The sequence below is a fragment of the Vitreoscilla filiformis genome (assembly GCF_002222655.1).
GTDB lineage: Bacteria > Pseudomonadota > Gammaproteobacteria > Burkholderiales > Burkholderiaceae_C > Ideonella > Ideonella filiformis.
In genome coordinates this window covers 1,036,352-1,053,332 of record NZ_CP022423.1, presented here as the reverse complement: position 1 = coordinate 1,053,332, position 16,981 = coordinate 1,036,352, and the positions used below count along the sequence as shown (strand labels likewise).

Here is a 16,981-nt window from a genome sequence, read left to right as displayed (position 1 = left end):
GCCATGACTGCATTTGACACTTTGCGCGCCGTGGCCGGCGCATGCGCTGGCGGCGTGCTGCTGGCTTGGAGCCCCCTCACCCTGGCGGCGGACGACGCTCCTTGGGTGAGTGAAGCCCGCACCGTTGCCACTGCCCTGCCGCCCAAGCTATTGGCGGTGCTGGTCGGTGAAATTGAGAAGGGGGGGCCGGAGCACGCCATCGGTGCATGCAACGAGAAGGCCCCGCAGATGGCGCGCAGCGCCAGCGAGCAAACGGGCTGGCAGGTGCGCCGGGTGTCTCTGCGCGAGCGCAACCCCAAAGCCGTGCCGGACGCTTGGGAACGCGCCACGCTGGAAGACTTCGACCGCCGCGCTGCCGCTGGCGAAAGCCCCGCCACGCTGGAACGCGCCGAAGTGGTCACCCAAGACGGCCAAGCCGTGCAGCGCTACATGCGCGCTTTGCCGACGCAAGCGGTGTGCATCCACTGCCACGGCGATGCCACCAACCTCAGCCCCGCCGTGAAAGAGCGCCTGCAAGCGCTCTATCCAGCGGACAAGGCGACGGGTTACAGCGTCGGGCAACTGCGCGGCGCCATGACGCTGCGCCGCCCGGTCACGCCGTGAGGCACACAGCGCGGCCCGTTCAACGCGCCGCCAACGCCTGAATCGCTGAGGCAGCCCGAGCGCGCACGCTGGCGCCCTCGGGCACGCCAGCGGCACGGGCTTGGCACGCGACGCGCACCGACGCATCGCCCAACAACTGCGCCAGCGCTGCGCCCCAGCCGCCACCCCGATGCACCCGCGCCACGTTCAGCCGCTGCAAACGGCGGGCGTTGTCGAAGTGATCGAAGGTGTAGGGCAACAGCAATTGCGGACAGCCCGCCGCCACCGCCTGCGCCAGCGTGCCCACCCCGCCGCAATGCACCAAGGCTGCGCTGCGCGGCAACAAACCGCTCAGGGGTACGTAAGCCCGATGCAGCGCCCAAGCCGGCAGTTCGGCCCCACCGGCGATGTGCTCGCGGTAGCGCGTCAGCAGCACCGCTCGGCGGCCAAGTGCCGCGCAACTGCGCAGGGCTTCCTCGAAAAACGCCGCTGTGTCCCGCTTGGCTGAACCGGGGTAAAACACCACCGGCGGCGCGCCCGCCTGCAAAAACGCTTCCAAACCCGGATCGGCTTCGGCCAGCACCGCGTCTTCGGCGGCATCGGCCAAGGGAAAATCCAGCACCTGGGTGGCGGTCGGCCAATCGGGTTGCGGGTCGCCAAACCACGCCGGGAACAACCCCAACACCAAATCGGGGGAATGCATCCAGCGACTCAACACATGGCGCACCGGGGCCAAACCCAACTCGGCCCGCAGCGCATTGAGCCCGCGTGCCGTGACCGGGTCGAACAACAGCCGCTCCATCCCGCGCCCCAGCCCGGGCCGCAGGGCGCGTGGCATCCAGGTGGGCATCACCAGATCGCCCACGGGCGGCATGTCCAAAAACGACACCATGCACATCGGCGACAGATGCACCGTCGCCAATTTCAACCCGAGTTTTTCCTGCGCCAAACGACCCGCCAGCGCAAACGTCGACGCCACCACGATCGGCTGAGGCGACCCCACCGGCAGCGCAGCCAGCGCCGCTGCCACCGCCGCATAACCCGCTTGCAAACCTTGTTCGACGCGGCGCCACATCTGCGGCGTCTTGAACACCGGCGAAGCTTGGACGCGCATGGGCGGCAGCGCATCGGTGTCCAGCGGCAGGGCGCGCACGCCCAGGCGCTCGACCATCGGCAGATGCAAGCGGCCACACCACAGCGTCACCGCGTGGCCGCGCCGCGCCAGCTCGCCGCCCAGCGTCGCCAGCGGCAGCACGTCGCCGAGCGAACCGAAGGTGAGGATGTAGATGGGCGCTGCGCTCACCGCCTCAGCGCCGCAAAATCACCAAACCCTTGAGGTACTCACCTTCGGGGAAACACAGCGTCGTCGGGTGATCGGGGGCAGCTTCCAGGCGTTGCATCAGGTAGCCATCGACTTGGGCATCCAAGCCCGCACCGGCCACGATTTTGTGGAACAACTCGGCCCCGATGCCGCCAGAACAACTGAAGGTCAGCAGCAAGCCACCGGGGTTGAGCAGTTTCAGGCCCAGGCGGTTGATGTCTTTGTAGGCGCGGCTGGCGCGGTCGGCGTGAGCGGCGCTCGGGGCGAACTTGGGCGGGTCGAGCACGATGGCATCGAACCGGCGGCCATCCTTCAACATCTGGCGCAGGGTGCCGTTCACGTCCGCGTCCAGCGCGGTGTGGTGCGCCGGGTTGAAGCCGTTCAGCTCGACGTGGGCGGTGGCCCGGGCCAGCGCCGGGCCGGAGGAATCCACACTCACCACTTCGGTGGCGCCCCCCGCCAGCGCCGCGACGCTGAAACCGCCGGTGTAGCTGTAGCAGTTGAGCACGCTTTGGCAGCCGAACTGGCGCACCAGCTTGGCAAACAGGGCGCGGTTTTCCCGCTGATCCAAGTAGTAACCGGTTTTGTGACCTTCTTCCACGTCCACGGTCAGGCGGATGTCGTGTTCACGCAGGGTCACCGTGGTGCTGCCCTCGCCGCGCAGCCAGCCTTTGGCGGGCTCCAGGCCCTCCATTTGGCGCACGCCGGAATCGCTGCGCTCATACAGGCGCGTGCAGCCGGTTTCGGCCAGCAGGGCATCGGCGATGGTGGCTTTCCAGCGCTCGGTGCCGGCGCTGAGAAATTGCACCGAGAGGATGTCCTCGTAACGATCCACGATCAAGCCGGGCAGGCCGTCGGCTTCACCGTGGACCAGGCGCACGCCGTTGCTGGCGATGCCCAGGCGCTGGCGCATGGCCACGGCAGCGGCGACGCGGCGGCGGAAGAAGTCGGCGTCGACGCGCTCGGCTTCGTCAAAACTCCAGGCGCGCACGCGGATCATGGAACTGGGGCTGAACGAGGCCCACGCCAAGAACTGGCCGCTGTGGCCTTCGACCCGCACGGTTTCGCCGGGGTCGGCCTTGCCTTTTTCCACACTGCCAGCGAACACCCAGGGGTGACGACGCAGCAGCGAACGCTCTTTTCCTTCACGCAGGCGGATGATTTTCATGGGGGCATTGTCGCCGGGCTGGCGCATTGCACGTCTCACCGCACAATCCCTCTCTCTTCACCGGACATGTACACATGCTGACGCGTATCGAGATCGACGGCTTCAAGACCTTCGAAAAATTCGCCATTGACTTAGAACCTTTTGTCGTGATCCTTGGCGTCAACGCTGCTGGCAAAAGCAATCTGTTTGATGCCGTTCAGTTGCTGTCCAACCTCGCCACGCAGGATGTCAGCCAAGCGCTCAAGAACATGCGCGGCGAACCCGCAGAGTTATTTCGCCGCACACAGTCAGGCCTCAGCCAACACATCCGCTTCGCGGTTGAAGTGCTGATCGACCCCAAAGTGCGCGACCCTTGGGGGAAAGAAGTTTCGATCAGCCACACGAGACTGCGCTACGAACTGGAGTTGGAACGCCGAGAAGTGCGACCGGGTGTCGAGAAAGTGATGGTGTCTCACGAGTCTCTGCGCCGCATTGCGAGCAAGGCCGATACCTGGGCCAAGCGCTTCAGTGTCAGCAAGGATTTCGGAAAGCAACACCTCAAGTACAGCGCCAGCCGCAACGCGGATTTACTCTCAACCAGCGAGGTCGATGGCAAGCGCGTTTTCCGTCTACACCAGGATGGCCACAGCGGCCGGACACAGGAACGCCCCGCGACGGCGGCCGAAGCCACCGTTCTGTACAGCATCACCAACACGGATTTCCCGCACCTGTTCGCCATGCGTGACGAAATGCACCATTGGCGGCTGTTACAACTGGATCCAGCCTTGCTGCGACGCCCCTCCCCTGCTACCTCCCCTGATCTACTCACAGCCGACGGCAGCAATCTGGCCGCTGTACTAGCGCGGCTCAAAGCGGAAACTGCCACTGAAGATCAACCCCAAGGGGTTCTGCACGACATCGCCCTGGCGCTCAACAACCTGATTCCAGGTGTTCGCTCGTTGGATGCTGGATTGGATCCAGGCACCCGCGAGTACCGTATCCATCTGACGATGCGGGATGGCCTCCCTTTTTCCTCTCGTGTCATTTCCGATGGCACATTGCGTGTGCTGGCACTGCTGACGCTGCTACACGACCCACGCCATCGTGGCATGGTGTGTTTCGAGGAGCCCGAAAACGGCGTGCATCCCGCGCGACTGAAACGCCTGATGGAGCGCCTATGTGACATGGTCAGCACATTGGACACACTCCCCCCCGTTTCGGCTCACCTCAACCAATTGCTGCTCAACAGTCACTCTCCTGTTGTACTCTCGTCCTTTTTAAACGGTAAACATCAGACAACACAAGTTCCCGTACTGTTTGCCGATACCGCCCAAGTGGTCGATGCACAAACCCGCGAGGTTCGCCGGAAAACCCGGCTGCGTCCAGTGACTCGTCAGGGCGATCTTTCCGACAAGCTCAAAACCGAGGCCGGCACAGAGGACATCCCTGTCGTTTCCAGCTTCGAAGTGGAAAGCATGCTAAACAGCATCCGTGCCGAGGGTTGAACATGCGTTACCTCAACCTCGCGCTTTATTCCGAAGGGCGCACAGACGATCGATTTCTTTCCGGTTTGCTGCTTCGACTGACACAGGACGTGTGCGCGGGTGACGTCGAAATGGCCGAGCAGGTTTTGGCGTTGGCCGACCCCGGCTCGCCCAGCAGCGGCACCCGACACGACCGCATCTTGCAAGCCGCCACGGCAGCCCGAGGCGCTTGGCAAATTTTGTTTGTGCATGCCGATGCAGATGCGGATGCCAATCGCGCTCGATCGGAGCGCGTCGATCCAGCCCTGGCGCTGCTGAAACAGCGTTTCGGTTTGAAGGGGCTGGGGGTGGGTGTTGTCCCCGTCCGTAACTGCGAAGCTTGGGCACTCGCAGATGGCGATGCACTACGGCGTGTTTTCGGAACCCGGTTGGACAACCAAGCACTGGGTTTACCCGCGACACCCAAGCAGGTCGAAAGCATCTCGGATCCAAAACAGGTTTTGGAAGCAGCCTTCAAGGCAACCCGCCCCAGCGGGCGGCATGCACGAGCGGGGGTCGCAAGCCGGCTGACACAGCTTGGCGAGGAAGTGTCCCTTGATCTTCTGCGCCAGGTGAGTGCTTTCTCGGCTCTGGACTCAGAACTGCGGCAAGCCTTAGCGTCCATGCACATCCTGCGCTGACGCGCCCTGTGACGCTTAGCACAAAGCTTGCTTATTCTGCGAATCGCGCCCTGTCATAGTGCGTTTGACCACTAACTGGGCGACAAGATCACCATGAGGAGCGCATCGCATGAGCCGCATCGACGTCACGGAAAAAATCATCACCGCCAAGGTGCTTCAGGGCCTGAAGTGGGCCGATGTGGCCGACCGGGTGGGCTTGAGCAAGGAGTGGGTCACCGCCGCGTGCCTCGGGCAGATGACCTTGACGGCGGAGCAAGCCGCCATCGTCGGTGAGATTTTCGGGCTGAGCGCGGAGGATCAGAAGTGGCTGCAAGTGGTACCCTACAAGGGCAGCCTGCCCACGGCAGTGCCAACCGACCCGCTGATTTACCGTTTTTACGAGCTGGTGAACGTGTACGGCAGCACGTTCAAGGAGCTGATCCACGAAGAATTCGGGGACGGCATCATGAGCGCCATCGATTTCAAAATGGACTTGCAGCGCGAACCCGATCCGAAGGGCGACCGGGTGAGCATCACGATGAGTGGGAAGTTTTTGCCGTACAAGACGTATTGATGGGCCGAACGGCACGCAATACAGCAAAACGGGCCCACTTTGTAGGCTGAACTGGCCCTCAGCGGGCCAGGGTTCACGGCGTGCTCTGACCTGTCGGGGCCTCTTCTGCAAACTGCGCCAAGTCGAACACGTTGGGTCGGTACGGCGTTAAATTGCGGAGACCTATTTCTTCACAGACCGATTGTGGATTGGTAAAGTCTAGACTAAAAATCTCCTGGGGGTCAAACTCCCACCACTGAGATTTCAACAAATTCTCCACAAGGGAAGGCTCAAACCGCATTTTGATAATTTGGGCTGGATTCCCCCCCACAATCGCATAAGGCGGGACATCGCGAACCACAGTGCTGTTGGCCGCGATGATCGCTCCAGTTCCAATTTTAATCCCCATGGCAAGGGTGACGCCGTGCCCAATCCAAACGTCGTGGCCAATCTCTGGATATGGCTTGTCACCTTTGGCACGAAACCGCTTCGAAAAACTCTCAACCTGCGGAGTTTGGCAGCGAGTGAATAGTTTGTTTTGAATTCTAAATAACGCAGCCGACGTCGTCAGTGTGGTGATGGGGTGAGTGGAATCAAGGAACTTCAGTCCGGTCGATATCGAGCAATATCTTCCCACCTTGACGGGTTCTGGCAGACATGAGTAGCTGTAACTAAACGAGCCAATCGAACAAAAGCCCGAGTACGGCACTCCCCCTATCAGCGGAATATACCGCCCACCATGGAGTCCCGCGTGGGGTTCGATTGCAATTTTCGGGGTTGCAATTGTGATTCTCTTCCCAATTTGCAACCAGCCGAATTTTTCACCATTCTTTTTTGCATTAAAACCTGGATTGAAATTAAATTCAACCATGGCATCAATGAGTTCATTCGTCACCACCACGGTATATTTTTTAAACGGCACTACGGCAACTCCTCAGTGAGCAATAAATGGCGTGCAGTGGTCTCGAGTCCAGAAAACAGCGCCCCAGTGGCCAGATTATGAAGGGGTTGGGGCCCTGCGCAGAACCCCAATTTGAAAGCTCCGTGGTGGTTGATCCGTGTCCAAGTTGCTGGCTCGGGCCGCTTTCGCAGGCCCGTCAGCTCAGGATACGAGGCTCAGCTTGCCGCCTTCACCTTCAACCGCCAAGCATGCAACAGCGGCTCAGTGTACCCACTCGGCTGCTCCTTGCCCTTGAACACCAGATCCAGCGCCGCTTGGTAAGCCGCGCCCTCAGGGTTGGCCACCAGCGACTTGTAAGCCGGATCGCCCGCGTTTTGCTCGTCCACCTTGGCGGCCATGCGGGCGAAGGTTTCCAACACTTGCTCTTGCGTCACCACACCGTGGTGCAGCCAGTTGCAGATGTGCTGGCTGGAGATGCGCAGCGTGGCGCGGTCTTCCATCAGGCCGATGTCGTTGATGTCCGGCACCTTGGAGCAGCCCACGCCTTGATCGACCCAGCGCACCACGTAGCCCAGGATGCCCTGGGCGTTGTTGTCGATTTCTTGCTGGCGCTCCTCGGCGCTCCACTTGGCTTCGGCCACCACCGGCACGGTGAGCAAGTCGCTCAGCAGCTTGTTGGTGACTTCGGCGTTGTCCGCATCGCCGCTGGCTTCGATGGCCTTTTGCACATCGGACACCAGCACCTGGTGGTAGTGCAGCGCGTGCAGCGTGGCAGCGGTCGGCGACGGCGTCCAAGCGGTGTTGGCTCCGGCCTTCGGATGCACGATTTTTTGCTTGAGCATCTCGGCCATCAGGTCCGGCATGGCCCACATGCCCTTGCCGATCTGGGCGCGGCCACGCAGGCCGCATTGCAGGCCGATCAACACGTTACGGCGCTCGTAGGCGGCAATCCAGGCGCTGGACTTGATGTCACCCTTGCGCATCATCGGGCCGGCTTGCATGGCGGTGTGCATCTCGTCGCCGGTGCGATCCAAGAAGCCGGTGTTGATGAAAGCCACGCGGCTGGCGGCGGCGGCAATACAAGCCTTCAGGTTGACGGAGGTGCGGCGCTCCTCGTCCATGATGCCCAGCTTGACGGTGCTGTCCGGCAAGCCCAGCAGTTGTTCGACACGACCGAACAGCTCACAAGCAAACGCCACTTCCGCCGGGCCGTGCATCTTCGGCTTGACGATGTACACCGAGCCCTTGCGCGAGTTGCCAAACCCGGCGGTGCCCAGCTTCTTCAGATCGTGCAGCGAGCAGGTGGTGGTGATGACGGCATCCATGATGCCTTCCGGAATTTCCTTGCCTTCGGCGCCCCACAGAATGGCCGGGTTGGTCATCAAATGGCCGACGTTGCGCACGAACAGCAGCGAGCGGCCATGCAGCACGACTTCGCCTTGGCCGTTGGCCGCCGTGTACACGCGATCCTTGTTCAGGCCGCGAGTCATCTCCTTGCCGCCCTTGCTGAAGGTTTCGGTCAGCGTGCCGCGCAGGATGCCCAGCCAGTTGCTGTAGCCCACCAGCTTGTCTTCGGCGTCCACAGCGGCGACCGAGTCTTCCAAGTCGAGGATGGTGGACAGCGCGGCTTCCACGATCACATCCGACACGCCGGCCGCGTCCGACGCGCCGATGGTGGTGGCGCGGTTGATGCGGATGTCCAGATGCAAACCGTTGTGAACCAGCAGGATGCTGCTCGGCGCGGCGGCGTCGCCTTGGTAGCCCACCAGTTGCGCCGGGGTTTCCAGGCCGGTGACGATGCCGTTGCCCAGGCTCACCACCAATTGACCCGCTTCCACGGCATAGCCGGTGGCTTGCTTGTGGCTGGCGTTCACCAGCGGCGCCGCTTGATCCAGGAAGTTGCGGGCGAACTCGATCACCTTGGCGCCGCGCACCGGGTTGTAGCCGCCGGCACGCTCGGCGCCGCCGTCTTCGGAGATGGCGTCGGTGCCATACAGCGCGTCATACAACGAACCCCAGCGGGCGTTCGCGGCGTTCAGTGCGTAGCGCGCATTCAGGATCGGCACCACCAGTTGCGGGCCAGCTTGGATGGCCAGCTCGTCGTCCACGTTCGACGTGGTCGATTGCACATCCGCCGGCACCGGCACGATGTAGCCGATTTTTTCCAAGAACGCTTGGTAGGCGGCCATGTCGGCCACGGGGCCGGGGTTGGCTTGGTGCCAAGCGTCCATCTCGGCTTGAATGCGGTCGCGTTCGGCCAGCAGCGCGGCGTTCTTCGGCGCCAGCTCGTTGACGATGGCGTCAAAACCCGCCCAGAAAGCGGCGGAGTCCACACCGGTGCCGGGCAGCACTTGGTCTTCAACAAAACGGAACAGCTCGGTGGCCACTTGCAGGCTGTGGACTTGGGTGCGTGCGGTCATGAAACGTCCTTTGAAAAGGGAAAAAAGTTGAGCACGGCGCGCAGGTTGCTGCCCGTGCGGGTGGGTTCGGTGCCCAGGCGCTCCAGCGGCGCGCCGCTGCGGTTCACCCACAAGGTGGTGTAGCCAAACCAGGTGGCGCCGATGGCGTCCCAGCCGTTGCTGGAGACGAAAAGAATGTCGCGTGCCGGCAAACCCAGCGCATCTGGCCCGAGCTGGTAAGCCGCCGGCGCGGTCTTGAATTGGCGCACCGGATGCACGCTCAACACCGGGTTCAGCCACTCGGCAAACCCAGCGCTTTTCACGGCCACGGCCAGCATCTCCGGGTCGCCATTCGAGAGGATGCCGGCGCGCACGCCGCGCTCGTGCAGGGCCCGCAGCACCTCGTGGTTTTCCGGGAAGGCAGAGAGGTGGCGGTACTGGTTCATCAACCGGTCTTCCGCCGCTTGGGTGAGCTTCAGGCCCAAGCGTTCAGCCGACCAGCGCAGCGCATCGCGGGTGATGTCCCAGAACGGGCGGTAGTGCAGCCCGGCCTGGGCGCTCATGCTGATGAGGTGGGTGTATTCGATCTGCTTGTCGCGCCAGAGCTGGGCGAGCTTGTCGCCCGCGCCGGGAAACAACTGCCCAGCCGCCAGCGCCACGCTGTACACATCGAACAGCGTGCCGTAGGCGTCAAACAAGACGGCTTTGGGCACGAGGGTCTTTTCCATGGTTCGAAATTTATTCGATACTGGATTCGCCATTAACTACGAATAAGTTGATGGATTCATGACTTTAAAGTTGAAATGAGTTCGCTCTCGTGGATCGCCTCAAACAAATCGAAACCTTCGTCGCCGTCGCCAGCAAGGGCAGCCTGACGGCTGCCGCCGCGCTGGAAGACGTGGCCCCCGCCGTCATCGGTCGGCGTATCGACGCGCTGGAGGCACGCCTGGGCGTCAAACTCATGGTGCGCACCACGCGGCGCATCACCCTGACGCACGAAGGCAGCGCCTTTTTGGAAGACTGCCAGCGCCTGATCGCCGACTTCAACAGCGCCGAAGCCAGCGTTTCCGCCGGCGGCGTGAAGGCCAGCGGGCATGTGCGCGTCACCGCGCCGGGCGGTTTTGGACGGCGCCATGTGGCGCCGCTGGTGCCGCGCTTTCTGGCCCAGCACCCGGAGGTGAGCCTGTCGCTCAACCTCTCCGACCGCGTGGTGGACATCGTCAACGAAAGCTACGACTGCGCGGTGCGCGTCGGTGACCTGGCCGATTCGAGCATGGTCGCCGTGCGCCTGGCGGACAACCGCCGCCTGTGCGTGGCCACGCCCGCTTATTTGAAGCGCGCCGGCGTGCCGCAGCACCCCGCCGAGCTGGGGCGCCACCAGTGTTTGGTGCTGAGTTCAGACGCCAGCCAAACACGCGGCTGGGCGTTTCAGGTGGAGGGCGAGGTGCAACACCTGCGACTCTCGGGCCGGCTCGATTGCAGCGATGGGCAGGTGCTGCACGAGTGGTGCCTGCAAGGGCTGGGGCTGGCGTGGCGCAGCACCTGGGAGGTGCAAGGTGACTTGGCCGCTGGCCGCTTGGTGAGTGTGCTGGACGGCTTTGCCGCACCGCCGAATGGCATTTACGCCATGTTTCCGAGCGCCCGGCATTTGCCGCTGCGGGTGCGCTTGTGGATCGACTTCCTCAAGCACACCTACGGGGACGCGCAGTATTGGGGCGACCTCAGCGGCTGCCGTTGAACTTGGTTTGGTACTTTTCGTACGTCAAATCCATGATTTGCAAGATGCGCGGCATCATCGCTTTGGCGTCCCCTGGCACGACGGTGAAAATTTCAGCGCTGAACACCGGGTCACCTTCGGGGTCGAGATAGGCTTTGCCCACTTTCACCTCACCGGTGGCAAACGAAGCCGCTTCCAAACGGCGCACGCGGGTGGCTTGGCTCTTGTCGCTCTCGGCGAAGGCAAACACCATGCGGAAGTAGGTCGGGTCTTTCTCATCCACGTAAATGACGTGGGTGCGCCCTTCCCGCTTGAATTTGACGTTGCCCGCCGGGGTGATTTCCGGTCGGAAACCTTCCCCTGTGACGAACGAGCTGTACAGCTCTTGCAACTGTTGTTTGGTGTAGGTCTGGGCCGAGGCAGCCATGGCGCTCAGCGCCAGCAGCAGCGCGGCACCGCCACGCACGAAAGAGGAAGTCTTCATGATGAGAGCAGGTGGGTTGGAAATGGCGAAACAGGCCGAGCCGCCTCAGCGGGCACGCGCTCGGGCGATGTCAGCGTAGCGCCCCTGGGGGTACGTGCGCAAATACTCTTCGTACGCTTCGCGTGTGCCCCGGGCGGTGATGCGCTCCCAGTAGTCGTACTCAGCTTGCGGATCGATTTTGGCGGGAGCGGTCGGCGCCGGAGCAGCGGCAGCCCCGCCCAAGCTGCTCAATTGGGTGCGGGCCTGCGCGGCGTAGCGGCCATTCGGGAACTGCGCCAAGAAGTTGGAGAGGCTGGCCCGCGTCGGATTGCGCGATGCGGCATCCCAGGCATCGAACTCACGCTGGGCATCGGAGCGGGTCAGGCTCGGAGCGGCGGGCGGCGGCGTGCCATAGCTGGGCACGGCCACTGGCGCCGGGGTGGGCGCGGGCGGGGCCACACGAGCGGGCACAGGTGCAGGCACCGGGGCCGGCGGCGGACTCATCGCCGCACCAGCGCCCTGCGGATAGAAAAAGAAATCCGAGGACGATTCGTCCACCAAGGCGGGCCGTTGAACATGATTCACACCTGCCGCCGCCTGCTCCACCCCGGTTTTGACACGCCGCATCATCTCGGAAGCGGACAGCCCCGGCGTGCGCATGTGGCGGATCAGCTCGCGGGTGAACAAGCCATTGGGCACCGGATCGCGGTCGGACAGGCGATCCAGCGCTTGCTGCCCTTTGGAGGCCGCCATGATCACCATCGTGCCGCTGGGCGGTTCGACCCGCCCCAGCGAGGAACCCGGCGCAATCGAGCGCCCAAACGAGGTTTGGCGAAATGGATCGTCCCGGCACGCATCGATCATGATGAGCGCGAAGCGGGCGCGCTGGTTCAGATCGTCCATGATCTGGTTCAGCGCCAGGCCGTCGCGCTGCACCGTGCGCTCGCTGGTGGGTTGAATGTCCACCGGCAACAGCATCGGCCCGCCTTGGCTGGGCTGCGATCCGTGGCCAGAAAAGAAAAACACCACCTCGTCGCCTTTGTTGACGCGCTGCAAAAAGCCGTCCAGCGTGGTGTTCATGCTTTGGCGCGTGCCGTCCAGCAACCGCGTAACGCTGAAGCCAGCGGCCTCCAGCTCACGCGCCAGAGACTGCGCATCGTTGCGTGCGTTGCGCAGTTTGGTGACGTTTTGGTAGTTGTCATTGCCCACCACCAGCGCCAAGCGTGCAGCTTGGGCCAGGGGTGACAAACCGGCCAGCAGCGCCAGCACGGTGATGGTTTTGCCCACAGGCAGCAGAGACTGGAGTTTCATCGCTTCCCCCGATCCGAGCCGACGCCCGTCGGCCGCTCAGACACAAGACTTTACGTTGCACTCAGTATCACGCCGGTGCGGGGCGGCCATCAAGCGGTGCGCCCCCCGTGATCAAGGGTCACCGCAGCGCCCCAGCGGGCTCACTTTTGCATGCAAGCGCGGATGGCTTTCTTGGCCTCAGCGCCCTTGAGGTTTTGCTGGCCGGCTTCGGCCACGCAGGCTTCGCGCTTTTTGGCGTGCTCGGCCTTGCGGTTGGCACGGCATTCTTGCAAGAAGGTCTTGCGCTCAGCGCCTTGGAGGCCCTTGGCTTTGGCTTCGCTCAAGCAAGGCTTGACACCCGACGCCGGCGCCGCCGGCGGAACCGCTGCGGTTTGTGCCATGGCCGACAGGGCACACACGCTCAGAGCCACCACGCTTAACAACTTCTTCATACCAACTCCTTGAACAAGAACGGCCATCGACCGATGACCGAAGTGCGCATAACGCATCGCCCAGGTGGACGGTGGACACACGCTTGTGGATGCCGCGCATCATCCCCCTCCTAGAATCCCGCTCCATGATCCAAGCCAAGGCCCAACTCCAAGTCGCGCTGGCCACTGCGGTGAAGCAGTTGGCCCCCGACTCCACCCTCGTCCCTCAATTCGAGCAGCCCAAACAGGCCGCGCATGGCGATCTGGCGATCACCGCCGCCATGCAACTGGCCAAGCCACTGCGCAGCAACCCGCGTGCTGTGGCCCAGCAACTCATCGACGCTCTCCAAGCCCAGCCCGCGATTCAGCAATGGGTGGACGCGCTGGAGATCGCTGGCCCCGGTTTCATCAATCTGCGCCTGAAACCGGCCGCCAAACAAGCCGTGGTGCGTGAGGTGCTGGACAGCGGCCCCTGCTTCGGTCGCCAAAGCGCCAACGGCCAAAAGTTGATGGTGGAGTTCGTCTCCGCCAACCCGACCGGCCCGCTGCACGTCGGCCATGCGCGCCAAGGTGCGCTCGGCGACAGCCTGTGCCACCTGTTCCAAACGCAAGGCTACGAAGTCCTGCGCGAGTTCTATTACAACGATGCAGGCGTGCAAATTGCCACGCTGGCGACCTCGACGCAGTGCCGCATCAAGGGCCTGAAGCCGGGTGATGATGGCTGGCCCGAGAGTGCCTACAACGGCGATTACATCGCCGACATCGCCGCCGACTTCCTCGCCAAAAAAACGGTGAAAGCGGATGACCGCGAGTTCACCGCTTCGGGCGATCCGGACGATCTGGACGGCATCCGCCAATTCGCCGTCGCTTACCTGCGCCACGAGCAAGACTTGGATTTGCAAGCCTTTGGCGTGCAGTTCGACAGCTATTACCTCGAATCCAGCCTCTACACCTCGGGCCGCGTCGAAGACACCGTGGCCAAGCTGGTGGCTTCAGGCAAAACCTACGAGCAAGACGGCGCACTGTGGCTCAAGTCCACCGACTACGGCGACGACAAAGACCGCGTGATGCGCAAGTCGGACGGTACGTTCACCTACTTCCTGCCGGACGTGGCTTACCACATCGCCAAGTTTGAGCGCGGTTACACCACTTGCATCAACTGCCAAGGCACGGATCACCACGGCACCATCGCCCGCGTGCGCGCCGGTTTGCAGGCCGTGGGGCTGGGGATTCCGCAAGGCTTCCCGAGCTACGTGCTCAACACCATGGTGCGCGTGGTGCGCGATGGCGCCGAGGTGAAAATCAGCAAGCGCGCCGGCAGCTACGTCACGCTGCGCGACCTGATCGAGTGGACGAGCCGCGACGCGGTGCGCTTCTTCCTCATCAGCCGCAAGGCCGACACCGAGTTCACCTTCGACATCGACCTGGCCCTGAAGCAAAACGACGAGAACCCGGTGTTCTATGTCCAGTACGCCCATGCGCGCATTTGCTCGGTGCTGAACCAAGGGGCCGCACAAGGCATCGCCACCGCCGATTTGGCCAGCGCCGACTTGAGTCTGCTCACGGCACCAAGCGAACTGGCACTCATGCTCAAACTGGCCGAATACCCCGGCATGTTGAGCGGGGCCGCCGCCTCGCTGGCGCCGCACGACGTGGCGTTCTACCTGCGCGACTTGGCCTCGGCCTTCCACAGCTACTACGCTGCCGAACGCTTCTTGGTTGAAGATGCGGCCCTGGCACGGGCGCGCTTGGCCCTGCTGGCCGCCACGCGCCAAGTGCTGCGCAACGCCTTGGGTCTGCTGGGGGTGAGCGCCCCAGAGTCGATGAGCCGCGAAGCCGTCACGGAGTCCGCATGAAATCTGCCATCCCCTTCGTTTCCCGCATGCGTCAGCGTGGCGGGGTGATCATGGGCATCATCGTGGGGCTGCTCGTCGGGCTGATCATCGCGTTGGGGGTGGCCATGTACGTGACCAAAATGCCCATGCCGTTCGTGGACAACAAAACCGGCAACCGCCGCACCCCCGAACAAGAAGCCGCTGAAGCCGAACGCCTGCGCCATTGGGATCCGAACGCCGGCTTGGCGGGGCGTGCCGCACGAGCCATCCAGGACGCTGCCTCGCTGCCCTCCTCCAACCCTGCGCCAGCCACAGCCACCAGTGCCAGCGCGGGCAGCGCCCCCACCCGGCCCATCCTGATGCAAAACAGCACCCGCGACCCTGCCGCCATCTTGGCTGGCCGCGATCCGCTGACCACCCCCGAGCGCCCCAGCCCCCCCGAGCCCCCCCCGCGCCCCACCCCCAGCACGCCGACCAATCCGCCCAACCAGATGGTGCCGATCTACCAAGTGCAGATCGGGGCGTTTTCGACGTCCAGCGAAGCCGAGCAGCAACGTGCCCGCTTGGCCGCGCAAGGCTACGATGCCAAGGTGTACGAGCGTGAGATCAACGGTCGCACCATGTTCCGCGTGCGCATCGGCCCGTTCGCCACCCGCGAAGAAGCCGACCAGTTGCGCGAACGCCTCCAGTCTTCGGGCTCCAGCTCCATCGTGACCCGCAGCGGGCCGTAAAGCCGCACCCCCAGCCGCACCTCCTGAGCGGCTGGTTTTTTGCCATGGCCCCGCCACAGCGCAGCGGGGTGGCATAGAATCAAAGCAATTTCTATGCCGAAAACCATGATGCGCTCGACCTCGTCTGTTGTGTTGTTGCTGGGCCTGTGTGCCGCGCCGCTGTGCCACGCCGAACGGGCGGATCGCTTGCAGCCCATGGTGGTGGAGAGTGATGGGCGCCAAGCCGCGTCCGTCGATCTGAACCGCAAAATCACGGTGCTCAACGGCAACGTGTCCATCACCCAAGGCACGCTGCGCATCTTGGCGGAGCGGGTGGAGATTCGCGAAGAAGCGCCGGGGCGTTTCATGGCCCAGGCCCGAGGATCGTCCCTGCAACCCACGCGCTTTCGCCAGAAGCGCGACCGGCAAGACGAAGTGGTCGAAGCCGAATCCAACCGCGTCGAGTATGACAGCGCCGCCGAGCGCGTGCGTTTCATCGGAGACGCCAAGCTGCGCGTGTTGCGCAACGGCAAAGTCAGCGACGAAGCCCACGCCGCCGTCATCGTGTACGACCAAAAGGCCGACACCCTGGTGTTCGAAGGCGGCTCCCCGCCAGCCGGGGCAGCGGCCTCCACACCGGCCAATGGCCGAGCGCGGTTGGTGTTTGTGCCGCGCCAAGCCCCGGAGGGTCAGCCATGAGGCCCCGCACGCCCTCCAGCCGCCTCGAAGCCAGCGGACTGCGCAAAACGTACGGCGCCCGGACGGTGGTCAAGAGCGTGCATCTGTCGGTCGCGGCGGGTGAAGTGGTGGGCTTGCTCGGCCCCAACGGCGCGGGTAAAACAACGACGTTCTACATGGTCGTCGGCTTGGTGCGCTGCGATGCGGGCCAGATTCACATCGATGGGCAAAGCGTCGAGCGCCAACCCATCCACCAGCGTTCGCGCCTGGGGCTGTCGTACCTGCCGCAAGAAGCGTCGATTTTTCGCAAACTCACCGTGGATGAAAACATCCGCGCCGTGCTGGAACTGCAATACGACGCCCAAGGCAAACCGTATACCCCCACCGAAATCCAGCGCCAACTCGACACCCTGCTGCACGATTTGAGCCTCACCGGTTTGCGCGATTCGCCGGCACCGGCCCTGTCCGGTGGCGAGCGGCGGCGGGTGGAAATCGCCCGGGCGCTGGCCACGCAGCCACGTTTCATTTTGCTGGACGAGCCGTTTGCCGGCGTCGATCCGATTGCGGTGATCGAGATCCAGCGCATCATCAGTTTCTTGAAGGCACGCGGCATTGGCGTGCTCATCACCGACCATAACGTGCGCGAAACGCTGGGCATCTGCGATCGCGCTTACATCATCAGCGAGGGCTCTGTGCTGGCTGAAGGCACGCCCACCCAAATCATCGACAACCCAGACGTGCGCCGCGTGTACCTGGGTGAACATTTCCGCATGTGATGCCGATGATCATCACCCCAACCCCCATCCTCGCG

The 16,981-nt window shown here is 63.3% G+C and carries 17 protein-coding genes; 9 read left to right on the top strand and 8 right to left on the bottom strand.

Annotated elements, in window-relative coordinates; genetic code table 11:
- The first annotated feature begins 3 nt into the window (after nucleotides 1-3).
- Nucleotides 4-603, top strand: coding sequence for a Tll0287-like domain-containing protein (locus VITFI_RS04870; protein WP_089416039.1), 600 nt, complete (start codon nucleotides 4-6; stop codon nucleotides 601-603).
- A gap of 19 nt (nucleotides 604-622) precedes the next feature.
- Here VITFI_RS04870 and VITFI_RS04865 read toward each other — a convergent pair whose 3' ends face one another.
- Together VITFI_RS04865 and VITFI_RS04860 are read right to left on the bottom strand one after the other, a co-directional pair.
- Nucleotides 623-1,885 (bottom strand): glycosyltransferase, encoded by a 1,263-nt coding sequence (locus VITFI_RS04865; protein ID WP_089416038.1) that lies wholly within the window; start codon nucleotides 1,883-1,885, stop codon nucleotides 623-625.
- Nucleotides 1,886-1,889: 4 nt separating this feature from the next.
- Nucleotides 1,890-3,071, bottom strand: a complete 1,182-nt coding sequence (locus VITFI_RS04860) for a class I SAM-dependent rRNA methyltransferase (RefSeq protein ID WP_089417972.1) — start codon at nucleotides 3,069-3,071, stop codon at nucleotides 1,890-1,892.
- Between the two features lie 74 nt (nucleotides 3,072-3,145).
- On the opposite strand from VITFI_RS04860, the gene VITFI_RS04855 reads away from it, so the two are divergent.
- The 3 genes from VITFI_RS04855 to cynS all read left to right on the top strand — a co-directional run bounded on the left by VITFI_RS04855 (nucleotide 3,146) and on the right by cynS (nucleotide 5,767).
- Nucleotides 3,146-4,555, top strand: a complete 1,410-nt coding sequence (locus VITFI_RS04855) for an AAA family ATPase (RefSeq protein ID WP_089416037.1) — start codon at nucleotides 3,146-3,148, stop codon at nucleotides 4,553-4,555.
- A gap of 2 nt (nucleotides 4,556-4,557) precedes the next feature.
- Nucleotides 4,558-5,214, top strand: coding sequence for a DUF4276 family protein (locus tag VITFI_RS04850; RefSeq protein ID WP_089416036.1), 657 nt, complete (start codon nucleotides 4,558-4,560; stop codon nucleotides 5,212-5,214).
- Between the two features lie 109 nt (nucleotides 5,215-5,323).
- Entirely contained in the window at nucleotides 5,324-5,767 is a 444-nt protein-coding gene (cynS, locus tag VITFI_RS04845; RefSeq protein ID WP_089416035.1) for a cyanase, read from the top strand.
- A gap of 73 nt (nucleotides 5,768-5,840) precedes the next feature.
- Here the strand turns inward: cynS and VITFI_RS04840 are convergent, their stop codons facing one another.
- The 3 genes from VITFI_RS04840 to VITFI_RS04830 form a co-directional block, all read right to left on the bottom strand.
- Nucleotides 5,841-6,668: a CatB-related O-acetyltransferase gene (locus tag VITFI_RS04840; RefSeq protein WP_089416034.1), complete on the bottom strand. Its 828-nt coding sequence runs from the start codon at nucleotides 6,666-6,668 to the stop codon at nucleotides 5,841-5,843.
- Nucleotides 6,669-6,862: 194 nt separating this feature from the next.
- Nucleotides 6,863-9,067 (bottom strand): malate synthase G, encoded by a 2,205-nt coding sequence (locus VITFI_RS04835; protein ID WP_089416033.1) that lies wholly within the window; start codon nucleotides 9,065-9,067, stop codon nucleotides 6,863-6,865.
- The gene (locus VITFI_RS04830) at nucleotides 9,064-9,774 is read right to left on the bottom strand and encodes a haloacid dehalogenase type II (RefSeq protein WP_089416032.1); all 711 of its coding nucleotides are present in this window, start codon (nucleotides 9,772-9,774) and stop codon (nucleotides 9,064-9,066) included. Before VITFI_RS04830 ends, VITFI_RS04835 begins: the two co-directional genes overlap by 4 nt.
- Nucleotides 9,775-9,863: 89 nt before the next feature.
- On the opposite strand from VITFI_RS04830, the gene VITFI_RS04825 reads away from it, so the two are divergent.
- Nucleotides 9,864-10,784: a LysR family transcriptional regulator gene (locus VITFI_RS04825; protein ID WP_089416031.1), complete on the top strand. Its 921-nt coding sequence runs from the start codon at nucleotides 9,864-9,866 to the stop codon at nucleotides 10,782-10,784.
- Here the strand turns inward: VITFI_RS04825 and VITFI_RS04820 are convergent.
- The 3 genes from VITFI_RS04820 to VITFI_RS04810 form a co-directional block, all read right to left on the bottom strand.
- Nucleotides 10,768-11,247, bottom strand: a complete 480-nt coding sequence (locus tag VITFI_RS04820; RefSeq protein ID WP_089416030.1) for a hypothetical protein — start codon at nucleotides 11,245-11,247, stop codon at nucleotides 10,768-10,770. The two genes, VITFI_RS04825 and VITFI_RS04820, sit on opposite strands and share 17 nt — an antisense overlap.
- 45 nt (nucleotides 11,248-11,292) lie before the next feature.
- Nucleotides 11,293-12,537 (bottom strand): caspase family protein, encoded by a 1,245-nt coding sequence (locus VITFI_RS04815; RefSeq protein WP_089416029.1) that lies wholly within the window; start codon nucleotides 12,535-12,537, stop codon nucleotides 11,293-11,295.
- Nucleotides 12,538-12,677: 140 nt separating this feature from the next.
- Entirely contained in the window at nucleotides 12,678-12,968 is a 291-nt protein-coding gene (locus tag VITFI_RS04810) for a PsiF family protein (RefSeq protein ID WP_089416028.1), read from the bottom strand.
- Nucleotides 12,969-13,093: 125 nt separating this feature from the next.
- Here VITFI_RS04810 and argS point away from each other — a divergent pair, with 125 nt between their 5' ends.
- The 4 genes from argS (at nucleotide 13,094) to lptB (ending at nucleotide 16,946) form a co-directional block, all read left to right on the top strand.
- Nucleotides 13,094-14,803 (top strand): arginine--tRNA ligase, encoded by a 1,710-nt coding sequence (argS, locus tag VITFI_RS04805; protein ID WP_089416027.1) that lies wholly within the window; start codon nucleotides 13,094-13,096, stop codon nucleotides 14,801-14,803.
- On the top strand, nucleotides 14,800-15,513 hold the full coding sequence (locus VITFI_RS04800; protein ID WP_198301624.1) for an SPOR domain-containing protein: 714 nt from the start codon (nucleotides 14,800-14,802) through the stop codon (nucleotides 15,511-15,513). Before argS ends, VITFI_RS04800 begins: the two co-directional genes overlap by 4 nt.
- A 105-nt stretch (nucleotides 15,514-15,618) precedes the next feature.
- Nucleotides 15,619-16,191 (top strand): lipopolysaccharide transport periplasmic protein LptA, encoded by a 573-nt coding sequence (gene lptA, locus VITFI_RS04795; protein WP_157725567.1) that lies wholly within the window; start codon nucleotides 15,619-15,621, stop codon nucleotides 16,189-16,191.
- Entirely contained in the window at nucleotides 16,188-16,946 is a 759-nt protein-coding gene (gene lptB / locus VITFI_RS04790) for an LPS export ABC transporter ATP-binding protein (protein WP_089416025.1), read from the top strand. Before lptA ends, lptB begins: the two co-directional genes overlap by 4 nt.
- Nucleotides 16,947-16,981: the final 35 nt, after the last annotated feature.